14 protein-coding genes are annotated in these 16,149 nt (G+C 45.4%); 8 read left to right on the top strand and 6 right to left on the bottom strand.

Annotated features, from left to right (window positions below):
* The first annotated feature begins 11 nt into the window (after nucleotides 1-11).
* Nucleotides 12-1,406: a Gfo/Idh/MocA family protein gene (locus B7P33_RS09695; RefSeq protein ID WP_097441769.1), complete on the top strand. Its 1,395-nt coding sequence runs from the start codon at nucleotides 12-14 to the stop codon at nucleotides 1,404-1,406.
* Between the two features lie 41 nt (nucleotides 1,407-1,447).
* Here B7P33_RS09695 and B7P33_RS09700 read toward each other — a convergent pair whose 3' ends face one another.
* Nucleotides 1,448-2,791 carry a GntP family permease gene (locus tag B7P33_RS09700; RefSeq protein WP_097441770.1) on the bottom strand — a complete coding sequence of 448 codons (1,344 nt, stop codon included), beginning with the start codon at nucleotides 2,789-2,791 and terminating at the stop codon, nucleotides 1,448-1,450.
* A 380-nt stretch (nucleotides 2,792-3,171) separates the two neighbouring features.
* Here B7P33_RS09700 and B7P33_RS09705 point away from each other — a divergent pair, with 380 nt between their 5' ends.
* From B7P33_RS09705 to B7P33_RS09715, 3 genes are read left to right on the top strand one after another with little or no spacing between them, the layout of a single operon-like run.
* Nucleotides 3,172-4,056: a peptidyl-prolyl cis-trans isomerase gene (locus tag B7P33_RS09705; protein WP_097441771.1), complete on the top strand. Its 885-nt coding sequence runs from the start codon at nucleotides 3,172-3,174 to the stop codon at nucleotides 4,054-4,056.
* Nucleotides 4,057-5,040, top strand: a complete 984-nt coding sequence (locus B7P33_RS09710; protein WP_097441772.1) for a HupE/UreJ family protein — start codon at nucleotides 4,057-4,059, stop codon at nucleotides 5,038-5,040.
* 10 nt (nucleotides 5,041-5,050) lie between these two features.
* Entirely contained in the window at nucleotides 5,051-6,913 is a 1,863-nt protein-coding gene (locus tag B7P33_RS09715) for a DUF3604 domain-containing protein (RefSeq protein ID WP_097441773.1), read from the top strand.
* Here the strand turns inward: B7P33_RS09715 and B7P33_RS09720 are convergent.
* On the bottom strand, nucleotides 6,907-7,785 hold the full coding sequence (locus tag B7P33_RS09720; protein ID WP_141402436.1) for a helix-turn-helix domain-containing protein: 879 nt from the start codon (nucleotides 7,783-7,785) through the stop codon (nucleotides 6,907-6,909). The two genes, B7P33_RS09715 and B7P33_RS09720, sit on opposite strands and share 7 nt — an antisense overlap.
* Before the next feature lie 134 nt (nucleotides 7,786-7,919).
* On the opposite strand from B7P33_RS09720, the gene B7P33_RS09725 reads away from it, so the two are divergent.
* The 3 genes from B7P33_RS09725 (at nucleotide 7,920) to B7P33_RS09735 (ending at nucleotide 11,013) form a co-directional block, all read left to right on the top strand.
* Nucleotides 7,920-8,306, top strand: coding sequence for a DUF983 domain-containing protein (locus tag B7P33_RS09725; RefSeq protein ID WP_097441775.1), 387 nt, complete (start codon nucleotides 7,920-7,922; stop codon nucleotides 8,304-8,306).
* Nucleotides 8,307-8,391: 85 nt separating this feature from the next.
* Nucleotides 8,392-9,570, top strand: a complete 1,179-nt coding sequence (locus B7P33_RS09730) for an acyloxyacyl hydrolase (RefSeq protein ID WP_172435912.1) — start codon at nucleotides 8,392-8,394, stop codon at nucleotides 9,568-9,570.
* 93 nt (nucleotides 9,571-9,663) lie between these two features.
* The gene (locus B7P33_RS09735) at nucleotides 9,664-11,013 is read left to right on the top strand and encodes a hypothetical protein (RefSeq protein ID WP_097441777.1); all 1,350 of its coding nucleotides are present in this window, start codon (nucleotides 9,664-9,666) and stop codon (nucleotides 11,011-11,013) included.
* A gap of 73 nt (nucleotides 11,014-11,086) precedes the next feature.
* Here the strand turns inward: B7P33_RS09735 and B7P33_RS09740 are convergent, their stop codons facing one another.
* From B7P33_RS09740 to B7P33_RS09755, 4 genes are all read right to left on the bottom strand, one after another.
* Nucleotides 11,087-11,239, bottom strand: coding sequence for a FeoB-associated Cys-rich membrane protein (locus tag B7P33_RS09740; protein WP_097441778.1), 153 nt, complete (start codon nucleotides 11,237-11,239; stop codon nucleotides 11,087-11,089).
* Nucleotide 11,240: 1 nt separating this feature from the next.
* Nucleotides 11,241-13,481 carry a ferrous iron transport protein B gene (gene feoB / locus B7P33_RS09745; RefSeq protein ID WP_097441779.1) on the bottom strand — a complete coding sequence of 747 codons (2,241 nt, stop codon included), beginning with the start codon at nucleotides 13,479-13,481 and terminating at the stop codon, nucleotides 11,241-11,243.
* Nucleotides 13,478-13,720 carry a FeoA family protein gene (locus B7P33_RS09750; RefSeq protein ID WP_097441780.1) on the bottom strand — a complete coding sequence of 81 codons (243 nt, stop codon included), beginning with the start codon at nucleotides 13,718-13,720 and terminating at the stop codon, nucleotides 13,478-13,480. Before B7P33_RS09750 ends, feoB begins: the two co-directional genes overlap by 4 nt.
* Before the next feature lie 81 nt (nucleotides 13,721-13,801).
* Nucleotides 13,802-14,488 (bottom strand): SCO family protein, encoded by a 687-nt coding sequence (locus B7P33_RS09755; RefSeq protein ID WP_097441781.1) that lies wholly within the window; start codon nucleotides 14,486-14,488, stop codon nucleotides 13,802-13,804.
* A 200-nt stretch (nucleotides 14,489-14,688) separates the two neighbouring features.
* Between B7P33_RS09755 and rseP the strand changes: the two genes are divergently transcribed.
* Nucleotides 14,689-16,041 (top strand): RIP metalloprotease RseP, encoded by a 1,353-nt coding sequence (gene rseP, locus B7P33_RS09760; protein ID WP_097442300.1) that lies wholly within the window; start codon nucleotides 14,689-14,691, stop codon nucleotides 16,039-16,041.
* Nucleotides 16,042-16,149 lie beyond the last annotated feature (108 nt).

Consider the following 16,149-nt stretch of genomic DNA (forward strand, 5'->3'; position numbering starts at 1 on the left):
AAAACTTTAATATGAATTCAAATAGAAGGGATTTTCTTAAAAAAACCACCTTGGCCGGTACCGCGATCGGACTGGCCCCAGGATTGACCCAAGCCCAATTATTGGGACCGGAACGCTCATTTAAGGCTCAATATATGGGCGATTTTGCCGCTCCTAAATTAGAGACCATACGATGTGCCTTTATAGGTGTAGGTGCGCGCGGACCGGGGCATGCTAAACGTATGGCCGCCATTGAAGGCACCGAAGTGGTCGCTATTTGTGATCTGTACCAAGATTTTGCAGAAAAAACAGCCGCCGCAGTTAAAGAAATAGGAAAAGGGGAACGGCATCAAAACATCAAGCTTTACCATGGCGATGAAAATCAATGGGAAAAGATGTTACGCAAAGAAAAAATAGATGCGGTCTTTATCTGTACCCCATGGCGCTGGCATGCCACCATGGCCATTAAGTCAATGGAAGCCGGGGCCCACGCCTTTGTAGAAGTGCCCCTTGCCGTAACCCTAGAGGAAATGTGGGATATCGTAGATACTTCCGAAAAGACCAAGAAACACTGTATGATGATGGAGAACGTGAATTATGGTCGCGACGAACTACTCTATCTAAATATGTGTCGCCAAGGGGTTATCGGGGAATTATTACATGCCGAGGCTGCCTATATTCATGAACTGCGTGGCCAAATGTACAGTGAACGTAATACGGGTTCTTGGCGTACCTACCATTATGCCAAACGAAACGGAAACCTATATCCGACCCACGGATTAGGCCCGGTTGCCCAATATATGAACCTGGGCCGGGGCGATGACAATTTTAAACGAATTACTTCCTTTTCCTCGCCTGCCAAAGGACGTAACTTGTATGCTAAAAAGAATTTCCAGGCAGACCATAAATGGAACGCCCTCGATTTTAAGGGTGGCGATATGAACACTTCCATTATTAAAACCAATATGGGTAGAACGGTTATGGTACAATGGGACGAAACCAGTCCACGACCATATTCACGCCATAACCTGATTCAAGGAACCAAAGGCACTATGACCGGTTTCCCGACCCGTATTGCCCTAGAGGGTGGTTTTGGGGAGGCTACCAAAGACCACCATAGTTGGGTTCAGGGTGAAAAACTGGCCGAGATTTATGAAAAGTATGAACACCCACTCTACAAACGCGTAGGTGAACTGGCCAAGAAAATGGGTGGCCATGGTGGTATGGATTTTATAATGGAATTCCGTATTGCCGAGTGTTTACGCGAAGGATTGCCCTTAGACCAAAACGTTTATGAAGGTGCTTTCTGGAGTGCCGTTGGCCCCTTAAGTGAAATTTCGGTAGCCCAAGATGGCATGCCCCAAGATTTCCCCGATTATACCCGAGGAAATTGGAAAAATACCAAACCACTTGACATCGTTGTGTAACGCCATGTGAAAAGGTCGCCGATCGGCGGCCTTTTTGTTTTCTAGAAAAAACTTAGAAGCCCCCAAGCCAACAAGGTCAAAACCAAAACCGCGACGCCCTGTATGCCGGTAAGCAGGGTAAAAGATCTATGGGTGTCTTTGGGCGACAGGCCCCCGAATTGGGAGACCACCCAAAAGTAGCTGTCATTATAATGCGAAACCGTCATAGCACCCCCACCTATGGCCATAACGGCCAAGGCATAATCCGAAGGGGAACTCCAACCCAAAGCCGGAACCAAAGGCGCCAGTAAGGTAGCCGTAACCACCATGGCCGAAGTTGAAGAGCCTTGGGCACTTTTTAAAACGGCAGCGATAATAAATACCGCCACCAAAACCCAAAATCCGCCCATGTCGCCACTACCTAGCCATACCCCCACATAATCTTTTAAAGGCGTGGCCTTGAGTACCCCGCCAAATGCCCCGCCACCACCGGTAAGGATCAAAATAGGACCCGAAATCTTTACCGCTTCGGTAAACCAGCCCTTGCCTGTTTCGGCAGTACTTGTAGGTCCTAACAGAAACAAGGCCAATAAAGCCCCGATAAAAATGGCCACCACAGGATGGCTCAAGAAATGTAAACCTCCGTTTTCAATACCTAAAAACCGGGTCAAGGTACCCAAGGCAATAAGAGCAATGGGAAGCAAAATAGGTAAAAGAGCCTTCCATAAAGCGGGTAATTCCGAGGAAAACCTTTCTTCAGCCTGAATTTCGGCTTGACGTAATGATATGTTCTTGCCCAGTCTTTTCGCCATCAGTTGCCCCAACCATAGCACAGGAATACTAAAACCGATTCCCCAAAGGATGATGGTACCCAGGTATTTCTCGGCACCTATATTACCGGCCACGGCTATTGGGCCCGGGGTCGGGGGCACCAAAGTATGGGTGGTGTACAGTCCCGTGGCCAAGGCCAGCCCCATGGCCGCTTGCGACTGCTTACCCACCTTGGCCAATTTCTTGGACAGGCCAGAAAGCAAAATAAAGCCACTATCGCAAAACACCGGAATGGAAACCACGGCCCCTATCAACGAAATGGCGGCTATAGACTTGCCCCTTCCGAAAAGGTCGCTAATGGTATGGGCTATACGCAAGGCCGCCCCGGAACGCTCGAGAAACACCCCGATAACACTGCCGAAAACCACGATCAACCCAATATAGGCCATTAAATCGCCAAAGCCCTTTGTCATGGAATTCAAGAGAACGTCCATGGGCATTTGAACCGTCAACCCTAAAAAGAAACAGGCCAGGATCAAGGCCAAAAACGGATGCAGTTTCCATTTTACGGAGGCCAAGACAATGAGTACTATTGAGGCAACTATAAGTAATAAAAGAGGTATTCCGGTAAGCATGTCTGGTTATTTGAATATGTGGAAGTTACTCAATTAGCATCAATGCACAAACATTACATAAAAACCAAATAATGGTTTTTATATTGGTCACTTGTTCGCTTCAACGGATGTTAGCGGAATAAATACAATTCGTAAGTTTGTACTAAACAGTTAAGTAGCACCACCAACCAGCGCTTCATGAAAAGCTTATTTCGACTAGGTTTCCCGCTATGGGGACACTTGTTTGTAACCTACCGTGAGTACGAAACTAAAAACGAACCTTGCCCCTATCCAAATAATAGCTGTTCACCTTCTTTTAAACTGGATAAAAAAGGTTCTTATGGGGTGTTTACCAACACAAAATGGGTACCTCATCCTTCCTGTAATACATAACCTTAATTATGAAGAAATTTTGGCGCGAACCCTTTCTACATTTTTTACTACTTGGCTTAGGTGTTTTCCTTTTCTACGGATGGGTACAAGGCGATACCACGGATGACCAAGAGATTGTTTTGGACAATAGCGACCTCAAACAAATGATCTCTAAATGGAATTTGCAATGGAAACGTTTGCCTTCTGAAGATGAACTTACCGGGGTAGTGGAACATTATCTAAGGCAGGAAGTTTTATATAAGGAAGCCTTGGCCTTGAACCTAGACCATAACGATGAAATTATAAAAAGACGCCTTTCCCAAAAAATGGATTTCCTATCCGGCGATCTGGCCCAAATCGCCAGCCCGACCGAGGCCGAATTGGGCACCTATTTTGAGACCCATGCCGCACGCTATCGATTACCATTTAGCTATAGTTTTGAACAAATCGCCTTTACCCGCGATAAAAGTGGAGACCATCTCTCAAAGAACGCCACCGAAACCTTGGCCCGATTACAAAGCAGGCCTAGCTCGGCACCGGCCATTACGGGCGACCCCTTATCGGTACCCCGAAAATTCAACGCCATAGATGGTACGCGCTTGGCCTCACAAATGGGCGATGCTTTTGAAAAGGCCATGCAAACCGCCGCAATGGATACTTGGACAGGGCCCATAGCCTCAGGTTTTGGGGTACATTTGGTGAAAATATCCCAAAGGAAAAACCCTCAAATGCCCCATTTAGATCAGGTAAGATCCGAAGTACTGCGCGACTACCAGTACGATAAGGAGAAAGAAATCGGCAACCAACTATACCTCGAGATCCGCAAGAAATACCCCATACAAATCGAATTGGAACCTTTCGATGCCATTAACCAAGAATTCATTGATCAACTCGAACAAAAAATCAGCGAATAAATGGGGAAACGGTTTTTGATAATCTCAATACTTTGCTACCTCAGCAGTTTTTGGGGCCAGGCCCATGAACTGCGTCCGGCCTTGTTGCAGATCAAACAAACCGACAGTATCCATTACTCGGTGTTCTGGAAAATACCGCGATTGGGTGATAAAGTCCCGGGTATTTTCGTAGATATTCCCAGTGGCCAATTGCAGGCTTCGGGCCAACCCAGCCCAACAACCGGTTATATCGTATACGCCTATGAACTTACCGCACCAGATGGTATCCGTGGTAAACGTATCGGCATCGAAGGACTGGAAAACACTTTAGTAGATGCCTTGGTCAGTATCCAATTCTTGAATGGCGAAGGTATCAGTCTAATGCTTCAAGCCGACCGTACCCACGCCAAGGTACCCGAACAGGCCACTACTTGGAATGTGATCAAAACCTACACGATCTTAGGTATAGAACACATCCTCTTAGGCTTCGACCATCTGCTGTTCGTCTTGGCCTTGGTTTTGATCATTGGCCAGTTTTCTAAGTTGGTCAAGACCATTACCGCCTTTACCCTGGCCCATAGCCTTACCCTGGCCTTGGTGGTTTTGGGACATGTATCACTTCCCGGCCCTCCGGTAGAAGCCGTTATTGCACTAAGTATCGTCTTTTTGGCCCTTGAAATTTTACACCTTCAGCACGGACGCCCTACCATAACCCGACGAAAACCTTGGCTGGTAGCCTTTACCTTTGGACTCTTACACGGATTCGGTTTCGCCGGGGCCCTGTCAGATATTGGCCTACCCCATGGCGAAGTGCCTTTGGCCCTTGGCTTTTTTAACCTTGGGGTAGAATTGGGACAAATCGCCTTTGTCTCGGTGGCTTGGCTGCTAATCCAATGGATTCCTTGGCAACGCCCTATCTTCCGGCCATTAAAAAAAGTACCGGCATATGCTATTGGCACCTTGGCCATGTTTTGGACCCTAGAACGTATCATCGGAATGATCTAACCCTCCTATCATGAAAAACACAAGCATTTATTTATTAGCCATGGCACTACTGGTCTTAAGTTGTAAACCAGAGACCAAAAAAGAGGTCGCCCAACCTAAGGACAGCCCTACTTCGGCCGTAGTTGAAGTACCGGAGAACCCCTTGAAGGAAGCCTATTTTGGAGAGACCCATGTGCATACCTCGGCCTCTATGGATGCCTTTATCGGCGGTAACCGCCTGAGTACTGCCGATGCCTATCGTTTTGCCATGGGGGAAACGGTAATCGCCAATGGTCGTGAAATGAAACTAAAACGCCCACTGGATTTTTGTGCCGTTTCGGATCATGCCGAATTTTTAGGGGAGACCTTTACGCTACTGCATGAGGGTAGCCCGGGTTACGACCACCCGGTGGCCCAACAGATGCGAGCTTCCAATAATTATGAAGATGCCATTGCTCTTTTCGTAAAGTATGTGGCGACTCCTATGCGCAACGGTGGCGATGGTCATCCCGATTTTTACCAAGGGATCGAATCTACCAAATCGGGTTGGCAGGCCAATTTTGAAGCCACCGAACAATACAACCAACCTGGAATATTCACCACTTTACATGCTTTCGAGTGGACCTCCGCACCTAATGCCGGTAATTTACATAGAAACGTGATTTTTAGGGATTCCGTTGTACCCGATGTACCTATGAGTGCCAGCGATAGTCGAGATCCCCGAGACCTTTGGGCCTGGATGCAGCAGCAATTGGACAAAGGATCTACCCTCTTGGCCATACCCCATAACTCTAACGGTAGTAAAGGCCTTATGTTCCCTGAAAAAGACCTAGAGGGGAACCCTATAGATGCCACCTATGCCGCACAACGCCAAAAGATGGAACCTGTTATCGAAATGATGCAGATCAAAGGAAATTCTGAGGCCCATCCCAAATTTTGGCCCAATGACGAATTCGCCGATTTCGAAATGGCCTATTCCATACAAGATTATAGCGGTCGCTTGTTCGAAAAACGCAACTATGTACGTTCCGGTCTTAACCGAGGAATGCTTTTTGAACAAGATTTGGGCATTAACCCCTTTAAATATGGCTTTGTTGGCGGTACCGATAGCCATAACGGCACCCCCAGTAATGTGGACGAAGATAATTATGCGGTCGGAAGCCATGGATATGTAGACCGCTCGGCCCAAGATCGTACCAAACAGGTCATTGATGGTTGGGCCATGGCCTACGACATTAACCCAGGCTCTCTGACCGGGGTATGGGCACCGGCCAATACCCGTGGGCATATTTGGGATGCCATGAAAAACAAAGAGACCTTTGCCACCAGTGGCCCGCGTATCAAGGTGCGTTTCTTTACCGGAAACGGATTTGCCGATACATACGATTCCTACGAAGCCTTGGTTGCCGATGGGTATGCCAAGGGTAAACCTATGGGTTCCGATATTACCGATGGCATTACCCCACCCGAATTCTTGGTTTGGGCACAAAAAGATGCTCTTGGGCCCAACCTAGATCGTATTCAGATTATTAAAGGTTGGTTGGATAATGGTAAGATGAAGGACAAGATATATACCGTTGCAGCCTCTGATGGCCGAATCATAGATACCCAAGGTAAGACCACACCTTTGGACGCCCCTGTAAATCTTGAGACCGGTGCCTTCAATACCGAAAAAGGAAGTGCCGAACTTATGGCCAAATGGACCGACCCCGATTTTGACCCTGATCAAAGGGCCTTTTATTATGTTCGGGTTTTGCAATTGCCTACGGCCCGTTGGACCCTGTACGATGAGATTCGTGAGGGGGTGAGCTATCCGGAATCGGTGCCCAAGACCTTGGTAGAACGTGCTTGGGCCTCCCCGGTTTGGTATAGTCCAAAAGGAAAAGATCACTGATATTGTTTGCGAAAATCTTTAGGCCCCATGCCCGTTTCCGATTTGAATATTTTGGAAAAATAGGCATAGTCGGCATACCCTAGATCTAAGGCGATATTGGCCAAGGGCTCTTGGGTCTGTACCATATTCCTTTTGGCTTCCAATACCAACCGTTCCCGGATCATTTGCGTGGTTGTTTTGGCCAAACCGGCCTGTACGATACGATTGAGATGTTTGGGGGTCATGCCCAAGGCCGAAGCATAGTAGCTGGCCGATTTTTCTAGTTTAAAATGGGTTTCCAGCAAGGTTTCGAACCTGCGGATGCTATCTAAATATAAGGGCGACCCCACCATTTGGGCTTCCGTCCCTTGGTTATACCAGGGCGAGAGTTGAAGGTAAATGAGTTCCATCAAAGCCAAAAGCCTACGTTTCCGATAAGGTAAGGCCTCACCATAAAAGGCCACCAGATCTTTATAAAGGGGAATCAATATCGAAAGTTGTTTGGAATCCAAATGTAAAACCGGTGGGTTCTTCACCGAAAAATAAAAGGGGAAATCAGATAGCTTGGCTTGGGTATAATGATATTCGAAAAAGGCCTTCGAGTGAAAGAAGATATAACCATGTACCTCCGAATCGAATCGCCAGGCATGGGTTTGTCCGGGATGGAGGAAAAACACACTGCCCGGCTTTACCGGATAGGTATCGAAATCTATCTCATGTACCCCTGAACCGGTCACGAAGAGCACACATAAATAAAAGTCGTGTTTATGGGGGGTATGTACCATATGGGCATTGCGCTCTAAATGTATGGCTAAGTTGCTGGCATAGAACGAATCTAAGGCCGTAGGTGCCTCGAACTGTTCTATATGCAATACCGGTATTTGTTTTCTCATGTCCGAATAATACAATTATATGGACGAATCGCCAAACCAAAACCTGCTCATTTCAGGCTATTTTTGCCCGATTGACATTACAACACCCCTCCGTATTTAAATAAAATGTCTTTTTCATTATAAATTAAACCACCATGGGTTTTCTAAAAGGAACCAAGATCTACAGCATTTTTACAGGCTATTGCCCAGTTTGCCATTCCGAATCGATGTATTCGGAGGCCAATCCGTTTAAACTAAGTAAGACCTTGAAAATGAAGGAACGTTGTGGACATTGCGGTACCAAATACAAAATTGAACCTTCCTTCTTTTATGGGGCCATGTATGTCAGCTACCCGGTAGGTTTACTTTTCGCCGGGGCAGCCTTTGTTTTTTCCTATTTGGTCTTTGGTATCGGATTGGTACCTACCTATTTGATCATGGTAGCCGTAATGTGTATTTCCTTACCCATAATCCTCCGTCTGTCACGAAATATCTGGATCAACTTCTTTATGAAGTTCGACAAACTTAAGGCCACAGGATGAGGGGTTAAATAATCAAGTAGCCACCCTTGTCTAGTTATATAAAAGCGTTATGTGTTACTTTTGTAATACCCTAACGCACAATCTTATGAAATGCCCAGATACTGCGCGACGCCAACTTCGGTTCGTGTGCAACCTATTCCTCGGAAGTTACCTGTTTTTATGGTCCCTTCCCATATTTGGACAAAGCCAAGAAAATGAGAACCCGGGCCGTTTTCACTACCTTGAAATCGAGGGACATAGTGGGGGCTATCTATATTCTGGGCCCGACTTGGAAGAATCGGGATATCTGGAGTCGGGTTATGGGGCCTTCAATATGAAAATGGGTTGGCAATCTTCGCCATCAAGCGATTGGGCCGGGTATTACAACTACCCCAGCTATGGTATTGGTTTCTATTCGGGATTCTTGGGCAACGACGAGGTCTTTGGTCAACCCAATGCCCTTTATGGTTTTATTGAGTTTCCGTTAAGTAGGCCCGGAAGGAAATTCTCAGCTTCCTTGACCCCATCTTTTGGACTAACCTATAATCTGGAACCCTATGACCCCATAGACAACCCATTGAACGATGCCATTGGGGCCCGAATGGCCGTATATTTCAATGTAGATTACGGTTTCTCCTATCGCTTTACCCGGGAACTCGATTTTAAGGGAGGCATTGATTTTGGCCACTTTAGTAACGGTCGTACTTTCGTACCCAATTGGGGCTTGAATATGTTCGGTCTTAACTTTGGCATCAGGTACCATTATAATGCCGATCAATTCAAAAGAAACCCGGATGCGCCCTTACTACCGGCCCGAATGCAAAGACCTCCTAAAACCAAACTAAGCCAGCTTCGGGAAAACCATATATCGGTTTATTTGGCCGGGGGTTTGGTTCAAAACGAGGCCGACACCGACAATACCCGGCAGTATGGTACCTTTAGTGGGGTACTGGAATATAGCTATCGTTTTAATCAAATACACGGCATCAGTGCCGGATTCGATTATTTTTTCGATAATAGTCTTCGTCAGTACGAAAACGCCTCGGCACGCGATATGGCCGGGGTACACCTAGGGTACGACTTTATGTTCTATAAATTCACCATTAAGGGTCAAATTGGGGTATACCTTACCGATAATCGTGGCAAAGGTGGCTACTACATGCGACCTGCACTACGCTACGATTTTTCGGATAAGTTTTTTGCACAAATAGGTTTAAAAACCACCGACGGAGGCGCCGCCGATTGGGTAGAATACGGCATTGGTTTTAAACCTTTTCGTTGGTAAAACGTTAAAAGTAGGTGCTGATTTTTGCCCCGAACGGCTTTCAGGCCCTATAACCCCCGTATTTTCATAGGTTTATGACCTAAGCTTTCAGCCATGCGCCTTTTTTATACTACGCTGTTTTTAGGGGTACTTTTTGCCTGCCAACCGCATAAGACCACGGAAGTAACCCATTATCGCTATGCCAGCAGTATGGTCTTTCGAGAAACCCCTTTTGCCGATATTACACCGGCCAAATCCATCGATAGTGCAGTTACCATGAACATCAACCACTTTCAATTGAAGTATGATGGGCAAAACCGACTGACCGAACTGAAATATCGATTAGGACATACACCCAAGGCACATTACGAACGATTCATAAGGGCTCCTTGGATTACCTTTGAATACCTGGGCCAAAAAGAAATCCGGCGCTTTTACAACGAATATGGCCATCGCACCCTGGTTTCTGGTAATGTTTATGAAACCCATATTGATTGGGATGGACAAGGACATCGAAAATCACTAGTATTTCTTGGATTGAATGGAGAGAGGGTAGAGAATGATTTTGGCATCGCCAAATACAAATGGACGCAAGGTTCAGACGGAAGTGTAGTTGAAAAAAGATATGACTTGAATGGCAAGTTGGTTCGGAACAGACCTGGTTTCGGTTATATGATCACCCGATTTGAATACAATTCCCAAGACCTGCTTTACCAAATGACCAACATGGGCCATACCGGTGAACAACCCAGCCCCGATGAAGCCGGAGTGGTATATACCCAAATCGGGTATGACACCCATGGCCGCTTTTCACAATGGCTAAATCTTGATTATAATGGCCGCCCCATAAAAGGTATGAGCGAGATAGCCCAAATCAAATATATCCCTTCTGAATACAGTGGTGAAGGCGAAGCTGAATTCATTGATGAAAACGGGAACCCCCAATTTACCCGATGGGGCGCTCACCGGGTGGTTTACCAATTTGATAAACATGGCAATGAAGTCCTTAGACAGTTCAAAGGGCTTAAAAATGAAGCTATCAATGTTAACAACGGTATTGGTCAGATTAAAACCCAATGGAATCCATCCGGCACCCAAACACTACACCGTGCCTACTACGATAAAGATGATAATCCTATTGGCGTTGGGGACCATAACCTACATCAATTTGAAACCGAATTAAATGGAAACGGGAAACCTATAACCATCACTTCAAAAGACCTAAATGGACGTGCGGTCATAAATCCCAGTACGGCCTATGCCACTGAAAAACGGCTATACGATGATCAAGGCCGACTTATCGAAAGGCTATTCCTAGATAGTGAGGGCCAGCCTATAGACCATGCGGTTTGGCAAATTGCCCAAATCAAATACAGTTACTATGCAGAACATGGCCTTAAAGCGGTTAATTATTTCGATGCCAAAGGCCAAAGCCGCAAACCGCAATGGAATCCGGCCCATTAAAACAAGACGTTTGACAATCAAATCGTCCTAAAAGAGCACTAGGTTTAGGTAAAGATAAGTGAATGGATATTTCTTAATGACAGCCACAACCATCGTCGCCGCAGCCTTGTTGGGTTTTCTTTATCCCATTGGGCCACCAATGGGCGGGCCATAAAAACTTTTTGACCATAAACACCATGGCCGACCCCACACAGATAAATACCAGTATTTCTTGTAGTAGCTGCATCTTAACTTAAAAATTGATAAGCGACCAAGGAAACAAGATAGGCAAAAACACTCATAAACCCGAGCTGCCATAAAGGCCATTTCCAACTATTGGTTTCCCGTTTTACGATAGCCAAGGTACTCATACATTGCATGGCAAAGGCATAGAAGAGTAAAATGGAGATGCCAGAGGCGAAATTGAAAACGGGTTTGCCCGAATCGGCATGTACCTCGGCGGCCATACGTTGTTTTATGGTCTGCTCTTCTTCGCCATCGCTACCCACACTGTATATGGTGGCCAAAGTGCCTACGAATACCTCACGGGCGGCAAAGGAGGCTAATACGGCTATCCCTATTTTCCAATCGTAACCTAAAGGTTTTACAATGGGCTCAAAAGCCTTGCCCATTTGTCCCATTAGCGAATGTTCCAGCTTATAACCGGCCAGTTCATCTTCACGGGCCAAAGTAAGTAACTCTTGGTATTTTACCGTTAGGGAATCTTGCTTCTCCAATTGGCTGATTTGGTAGTCTCCGGAAGTAATCTTGCCATCCAGTTCGGTCCTGTACGCATCCATTTGGGCCATGATATGCTTTTGGCTAAAATCGGAGAAACCTGCCGTTTCGATCTTGGCGTCGACCATTTCCTCGGCATGCTTAAACTCTTCACTCCATCCGTAGGAGCCTAAAAACCATAAGATAATGGAAATGGCCAAAATAATCTGACCGGCCCCAACCACAAAACTTTTGGTCTTTTCCAGTACTGTTATACCCACATTCTTGGGTAAGGGCATTTTATAGCTGGGCATTTCCATGACGAAAAAGGACCGACTTTTAATCTTTAAGATCTTATGAAGGATCCAGGCCGAAAAAATGGCCATGCCGAATCCCAACAGGTACAGCGCCATTAGGGTAAGGGCTTGGTAGCCTAGGCCTAAAAAGCTGCCTTCGGGGATGACCAAGGCAATGATGATCAAATATACCGGTAAACGGGCCGAACAAGTGGTAAAGGGGGTTACCAGAATGGTGATCAAACGTTCTTTCCAATTTTCAATGGTTCGGGTGGCCATTACGGCTGGTATGGCACAGGCGGTCCCGCTGATCAGAGGCACCACACTTTTACCACTTAGGCCAAAGGGACGCATAAGCCGATCCATTAAAAAGACCACGCGGCTCATATAACCCGATTCTTCCAACAGTGAAATAAACAGGAACAAAAAGGCGATTTGCGGAATAAAGATGACCACGCCCCCGATCCCGGCCAAAATACCATCGGCCAACAGATTGGTAAAAGGTCCAGCCGGTAGGGTTTCCAAAACCCAACTACTGGCCGAAGCAAACCAAGCGTCAATGGCATCCATGGGATAACTACTCCAATCGTAAATGGTCTGGAAGATTAACAGCAAAACAGCAAAAAAGATCAGATACCCCCATACTTTATGGATGAGAATACGGTCTAACCGTGCCCTTAGGCTTCTATCTTTACTCTGATCGATCCGGAAACCTTGCTCCAAGGCTTGGTTGATCATTTGGTAGCGCAGGGCTGTTTCTTTATGCTGATACCGTTTTAATTCCGCTTTGGTGGCTATATCACGTGTGGCCTCCAACTGTTTTTTGGTAACCTCGGTAAAATTGACGTCTTGTGTGGTTACAAGCCATAATTTGTAAGCATCTTCATTCGGGAAACGCTTTTGCAAAGCTCCAATGAAGGATATAGACACACGGCTGATATCCAATAGTGGTTTGGTGGACAAAGACGGAATGTCGGTCAACAGATCCTTTAACTCATCGAGCCCTGTGCCTTTGCGGGCCGAACAAAGTACGATATGCGTATCCAAAGTTTTGGAAAGGGTATCGAGATCTAGACTGATTCCTTTCTTGTCCATACGATCGGCCATATTTATGACCAAGATAGTAGGTATGCCCAAATCCTTAATCTGGGAAAACAAGAGCAAATTTCGTTTTAGGTTCTCTACTTCGGCCACCACCACGGCTACATCGGGGTAATACTTCCCGTTTTTGTTCAGGAGTATCTCTACCGCAATACTTTCGTCTATAGAAGTGGTGTTAAGGCTGTAGGTACCAGGCAAATCGAGGATAGAAGCCGTATTGCCATTGGGTAGGGTACATGTCCCTATTTTTTTCTCGACCGTAATCCCCGGGTAATTCCCCACTTTTTGGTTTAAACCGGTAAGGGCATTGAAAACCGAGGTCTTCCCAGTATTAGGGTTTCCCAATAATGCTACTTGCAGTGCCTTTTTACTCATAGGGATGCATCTTCATTAGCCTCCAAGAGAATCTGTGCGGCCATATCGGTTCTAATGGCCATAAAAGTACCGTTCACCTTAAGATATAAAGGGTCTTGGAGCGGGGCTACTTGAAGGAGTTCCACTTCATTGCCGGGCAAACAGCCCATTTCCATCAACTTTAAAGGAAAATCCGGATTCTCGAACCCACTGATTATTCCTTTTTCCCCGTGTTTTAATTGTGCTACGCTTTTAACCAAGTTCTTATTTAGATTGGTTTTAAAGAGACAAATGTACAGCTAATTTGTCAAACCGTATTGGTTTTCGATATAAAATAAGGACTATTCCCCCGCCGCATTTTTATAGGATTCCTGCAGCACTCGTAGATCTTGCATCAGCAGTTCTATTTCCTCTGGTTTGGTACCGTCATAAAACCCACGGATCCGCCTTTTTTTATCGACTAGAATAAAGTTTTCAGTATGAATCATATCATAAGGCCCACCATCGCCATCTTCCAAGACGGCCAGGTACGAACGCCGCGCCAATTCGTAGATTTCCTTTTTGGGCCCGGTCACCAAGTTCCATTTGCTATCGTCTACCCCTTTTTCCAGGGCATATTTCTTCAATTGGGCCACTGAATCGATTTCTGGGGTTACGGAATGTGACAGCAATAAAACCTCCGGATCATTTTTAATACGCGCCTGAATATCGGCCATGTTTTTGGTCATGATCGGGCAGATCGTAGGGCAAGTGGTAAAGAAAAAATCGGCGATGTATATCTTATCGGCATAATCGTTATGGGTTACTGTTTTACCGTTTTGGTTGATTAAGGAAAAATCGCCTATATAATGGTACTTCTTAACGTGTTGTAAGCTATCATCGACCAACTCACTGTTTACCATGGCCGGATTGTAAATGGGGAGTTGTTTCTGCGGACTCAGTGCATCGTAAAACAACAAAATGATTATTACCGAGATTACACTTAACAGGATAAAGAAGAACTTGTATTTACCAAAAAAGGAACGCATGTACTGTTTTTATGCAAAAATAGGGTGTTTTTCGATGGCTAAAAAGTAAGAATGTGATGTAAAACAGATGAAGGGTTCGACTTTTATTGAAGACTTCAATAGACCATTTTGAGACTAAAAAGCAACCCGAGAAAAGAGTTACTTTTATTCCGACCTTGAAAAGTGTACTTTTGTCCGACTTTAATTTTTTGGAAATCCCTATGAATCCCATAGTTGTAAAAATCATACTCTTTATACTTAGCCTCTCTATTTTGATCGTTTTGCACGAATTCGGTCATTTTATTCCGGCCAAATTGTTCAAGACCCGGGTAGAAAAGTTCTTCTTATTCTTCGACGTTAAGTTTGCCCTGTTCAAGAAGAAAATCGGGGAAACCGAATACGGTATCGGTTGGTTGCCATTAGGAGGCTATGTAAAGATCTCTGGTATGATCGATGAGAGTATGGATACCGAGCAAATGGCCCAAGAGCCACAACCTTGGGAATTCCGTTCCAAACCGGCTTGGCAACGACTAATTATAATGACCGGGGGTGTCATCGTAAACTTTATCCTAGCCGCCATAATCTATATCGGGCTCATCTTTACCTATGGGGAATATACCTTACCCACTGATAAGATCAAAGATGGAGTTTGGGTAACCGACCCCGAGCTAGGTGCCGAATTGGGTATACGTACTGGCGATAAGATATTGGCCATAGACGGCAACCCCTTAGAGAATTTAGATCGCATCGGGGTAGAACTCATCAACGGGAATTCCATTACCATAGAAAGGGACGGCAAGCGCATCGAAAAAGATATGCCGGTAGATTTTATCTCGAAAATGATCGAAAAAGAAGACCGGGCCGCCTTTATATTCCCAAGAATGCCATTTTATATTGGGGGTATCCCAGAAAAATCGGCCAATTACAATAGCGGATTACAGGCCAAAGATCATGTAATTCGTATCGGGACACAAGAAATCACCTATTTCGATGAGGCCAAAGCTGCCTTGGAACAGTATAAAGGTCGGGCTACCGAAGTTGAAGTAATTCGTGAGGGCAAGCATGTTCAAATACCGGTTCAGGTTAGTGATACGGCTACCTTGGGCGTACAACGAGGACGGGTAGAACTTAAAGATCTGGATCGCTTAGGTTATATTGAGCTCAAACATACCGAGTATGGCTTTTTTGAGGCCATTCCGGCCGGCATCAAAAAAGGGGTAACCACCTTGGTCGATTACGTAAAGAATATGAAAAAGATATTCAACCCAGATACCGGGGCCTATAAAGGTGTTGGTGGGTTCGGTACTATTGCGAATATCTTTCCCGACACCTTCGACTGGGAGGCCTTTTGGGATCGTACCGCTTTACTGTCGGTTATTCTAGGTTTTATGAATATACTACCTATACCAGCCTTAGATGGCGGCCATGTTATGTTCTTGTTATACGAAATGGTAACCGGACGTAAACCTAGCGACAAATTTTTAGAATATGCGACCTTGGTAGGTTTCGTATTGCTAATCGCCTTATTACTATTCGCTAACGGAAACGATGTGTATAAATGGCTATTCAAATAAGGGCCTAACCATTAAAATAAAGGCGAGAAAAAAACACAAATTATTTGTGCTAGATAGAAAAAGATTTATATTTGCACCCGCCTAAGCAAATAAAGTGAAGGCGATTTA

The sequence above is a fragment of the Sediminicola luteus genome (assembly GCF_002514735.1).
Lineage (GTDB): Bacteria > Bacteroidota > Bacteroidia > Flavobacteriales > Flavobacteriaceae > HQA918.

What these genes read in the sequence shown, in the direction of transcription:
- B7P33_RS09715 (WP_097441773.1), top strand. Translation starts at nt 5,051, where the DNA reads ATGAAAAACACAAGCATTTATTTATTAGCCATGGCACTACTGGTCTTA.
- rseP (WP_097442300.1), top strand. Translation starts at nt 14,689, where the DNA reads ATGAATCCCATAGTTGTAAAAATCATACTCTTTATACTTAGCCTCTCT.
- feoB (WP_097441779.1), bottom strand. Translation starts at nt 13,481, where the DNA reads ATGAGTAAAAAGGCACTGCAAGTAGCATTATTGGGAAACCCTAATACT.
- B7P33_RS09720 (WP_141402436.1), bottom strand. Translation starts at nt 7,785, where the DNA reads ATGAGAAAACAAATACCGGTATTGCATATAGAACAGTTCGAGGCACCT.
- B7P33_RS09705 (WP_097441771.1), top strand. Translation starts at nt 3,172, where the DNA reads ATGAAGAAATTTTGGCGCGAACCCTTTCTACATTTTTTACTACTTGGC.
- B7P33_RS09695 (WP_097441769.1), top strand. Translation starts at nt 12, where the DNA reads ATGAATTCAAATAGAAGGGATTTTCTTAAAAAAACCACCTTGGCCGGT.
- B7P33_RS09700 (WP_097441770.1), bottom strand. Translation starts at nt 2,791, where the DNA reads ATGCTTACCGGAATACCTCTTTTATTACTTATAGTTGCCTCAATAGTA.
- B7P33_RS09725 (WP_097441775.1), top strand. Translation starts at nt 7,920, where the DNA reads ATGGGTTTTCTAAAAGGAACCAAGATCTACAGCATTTTTACAGGCTAT.
- B7P33_RS09730 (WP_172435912.1), top strand. Translation starts at nt 8,392, where the DNA reads ATGAAATGCCCAGATACTGCGCGACGCCAACTTCGGTTCGTGTGCAAC.
- B7P33_RS09755 (WP_097441781.1), bottom strand. Translation starts at nt 14,488, where the DNA reads ATGCGTTCCTTTTTTGGTAAATACAAGTTCTTCTTTATCCTGTTAAGT.
- B7P33_RS09735 (WP_097441777.1), top strand. Translation starts at nt 9,664, where the DNA reads ATGCGCCTTTTTTATACTACGCTGTTTTTAGGGGTACTTTTTGCCTGC.
- B7P33_RS09740 (WP_097441778.1), bottom strand. Translation starts at nt 11,239, where the DNA reads ATGCAGCTACTACAAGAAATACTGGTATTTATCTGTGTGGGGTCGGCC.
- B7P33_RS09710 (WP_097441772.1), top strand. Translation starts at nt 4,057, where the DNA reads ATGGGGAAACGGTTTTTGATAATCTCAATACTTTGCTACCTCAGCAGT.